General features: G+C 36.1%; 2 protein-coding genes. Both read left to right on the top strand.

Annotated elements, in window-relative coordinates:
- Nucleotides 1–98: 98 nt before the first annotated feature.
- Nucleotides 99–2,015, top strand: coding sequence for a heparinase II/III domain-containing protein (locus tag AC0UMU_RS13165; protein ID WP_288641990.1), 1,917 nt, complete (start codon nt 99–101; stop codon nt 2,013–2,015).
- Between the two features lie 179 nt (nt 2,016–2,194).
- Nucleotides 2,195–3,142 (top strand): glycosyltransferase family 2 protein, encoded by a 948-nt coding sequence (locus AC0UMU_RS13160; RefSeq protein ID WP_022389706.1) that lies wholly within the window; start codon nt 2,195–2,197, stop codon nt 3,140–3,142.
- Nucleotides 3,143–3,301 lie beyond the last annotated feature (159 nt).

Raw genomic sequence — 3,301 nt, 5'->3', positions numbered from 1 at the left:
TGAAAAGCCTATTGGCAGAATTAAATATGCGCTATTTTAATTCCGCCAACAGGTTTGTTTATATTTGTATCAACCGAATTTTTAACCTTCGATTAACTATGAAACAGTTTTCATGCCTTATGCTTTTTTTGATTCTTTCTTATTCCGGATATGGATATGAAGAGAGAAATCTTTTAGAAAAACAGGCCGATGTAACACGGCTTAAAGAAATTCTTATTCCCAATCAAAAATGGGTATCTTATCCAAAATATACCGATCGTGAAGGATGGGATGCTTTAACAAAAGAACATAAACAGATGCTGATCAGACGAGGTGAAAAGCAACTGAATTATGAATGGAAAGTCATAAAAGCTACCGATTATTTGGAATATGAACGTACTGGTAATCGTAAAATTATGGAAAACCCTAATAGCAGTAATAATAATGCGATTGCAGATCTGGCAATTGCTGAATTAGCTGAAGGAAAAGGCCGTTTTATCGATCAGCTAGTCAATGGTGTAGTATATTCGTGTGAAATGACATCTTGGGCTCTTTCCGCCCATCTTCCTGCTCAGCACTCTAAACGGTCTTTACCCGATTATACGGAACATATAATCGATTTGGTTTCTGGAGATATGGGAGCTCTTTTGTCATGGGTATATTATTTTTTTCATGAAGAGTTTGATAAAGTAGATCCTATAATATCAAAACGTCTTTATAAGGAGATAAAAGAACGAATTATGGATACTTATATGCAGGAAGATCGTTTCTGGTGGATGGCATTTGATTACAAGGGGCAGTTGGTAAATAATTGGAATCCTTGGTGTAATGCAAATGTATTACAATGCTTTTTGTTATTGGAGAATGATAAAAACAAATTGGCCGATGCCGTATATAGGACAATGGTTTCGGTAGATAAATTTATAAATTATGTCCATTCTGACGGAGCGTGTGAAGAAGGACCATCCTATTGGGGGCATGCTGCTGGAAAAATGTATGATTATCTGCAATTGTTGTATGACGCTACGGGAGGAAAATTGTCTTTGTTCACGAACCCTTTAATCCGTAATATGGGGGAATATATTTCTCGGACTTATGTCGGTGACGGCTGGGTCGTTAATTTTGCCGATGCTTCTGCAAAGGGTGGTGGAGATGCCGGTTTGATTTTTCGCTATGGAAAAGCAATCGGCAGTGATGAAATGCAAAAGTATGCAGCTTGGCTGTCGCGTAAAAAAGGTGGAATCGTCATAACGTCGGGAAGAGATATATTCCGTACATTGCAATGTCTGCTTTATAGCGAAGGTATGCAAAAAACGACTCCGGTACACCAGACTCCGGAGGTAACATGGTATCCGGAAACACAATTCTGTTATTTGAAAAATAAAAAAGGTTTTTTCTTAGCTGTTAAAGGCGGATATAATAACGAAAGTCATAATCATAATGATGTCGGGACATTTTCTTTATACTATAACGCAGTTCCGGTTATTATAGATGCCGGAGTCGGTACTTATACACGGCAAACTTTCGGGAAAGAACGTTATACGATATGGACGATGCAAAGCAATTATCATAATTTACCGATGATCAACGGAGTACCTCAAAAATTCGGGTCTGAATATAAAGCGACGGATGTCGTGCTGGACAAGAAGAAAAAGCAATTGTCTATGAATATTGCTACTGCTTATCCCGATAATGCGGAGGTCGAAAAGTGGATAAGAACATATCGTCTTCGGGACAGTAGTCTGGATATTTCTGATGATTTTATTTTAAAGAAATTGAAAAATGAAAATCAGGTAAATTTTTTATTATGGGGAGATATTGATTTGAATACGGCAGGGAAAGTGAAAATTTCGGTAGAGGGACAAATTGTAGAGCTCCATTATGATAAGTCTTTGTTTACACCGTCTTTAGAGACAATTTTGCTTACAGATCCCAGATTATCTAATGTTTGGGGTGAGAAAATATTCCGTCTTTCCCTGACGGCAAAAAAAATGGTAGAAAAAGGACGCTATGTCTTTAGCGTGAAAGCATTATAAATAAATTACTTTTTAGATATTAAGATTAAGAACTTGCCTGAATATTGTTTTGTCGAAAAATTTAGGCAAGCTCTTAATCTGACTGTGAGATTTTATATAAATTGATTGGTTTTAATGCGATATGTTATGTATCTTTGATTTCGTTAATTTATTAATTTGTCTTTTAACTTTAAAAATATATGATACTAAGTATCGTTGTACCGTGTTATAACGAATCGGAAGTAATAAAGGAAACATCCAGACGTCTTATTTCTGTCCTTGAAGGATTGATAAAAAAAGAGATGATTTCTCCCGATAGTTTTATATTGTTTGTCAATGACGGTAGTCGGGATAATACATGGGAACTTATCCGTAAATTGTATAAGGAGAGTAAGTATGTATATGGCGTTAATCTGGCCGGCAATGTCGGGCATCAGAATGCGTTGATGGCAGGATTGACGGTCGCTAAAGATATGAGTGATCTTGCGATTTCGATAGATGCCGATTTACAGGATGATATTTCGGTCATAGAGGAAATGGTAAAGAAATATGAAGAAGGTTTTGACATCGTTTATGGAGTAAGAAAATCTCGGCAGAAAGATACTTTTTTCAAACGGACTACAGCTCTTTGCTTTTATAAGTTGATGACAGGATTAGGAGTGAAATCGGTTTATAATCATGCCGATTATCGTTTGATGAGTAAACGGGCGTTGGAACAACTTATGAAATTCAGAGAACGTAATTTATTTTTACGAGGTATAGTGCCGTTGATCGGTTACAATACGACATGCGTATATTATGATCGTCATGAACGTTTTGCAGGAGAATCTAAATATCCGTTGAGTAAAATGCTCAATTTTGCGATAGACGGTATAACCTCATTTTCGGTAAAACCTGTGCGTTTGATATTCGGTGCTGGCGTATTTTTCCTGATTATGACGTTTTGTGCATTTATATATACGTTATGTTCTTATTTAACAGGAGATATTGTTGCAGGATGGGCATCACTAATGCTTTCTGTGTGGTTTATCGGAGCTTTGGTTCTGATTTCCATTGGGATAATAGGAGAGTATATCGGAAAAATTTATATCGAAGTGAAAGATCGCCCTCGGTATAATATCGAAACTATTCTTACTCATAAAGAATAGTAATCTGAAAGATATGAAAACTTCCTTTTTCAAGATAATACATTGAAAAGTTACTTTTCCTGTTTTATGAGGATGATAACTCGCTTATCTGACGAGTAAAAACGGGGATATTCAGTAAATGTCCCTAAAAAGTAAGATGGCATATAAAGTCGATAGAGT

The organism is Coprobacter fastidiosus (assembly GCF_982245605.1).
This window is presented reverse-complemented; position numbering and strand designations above follow the sequence as displayed.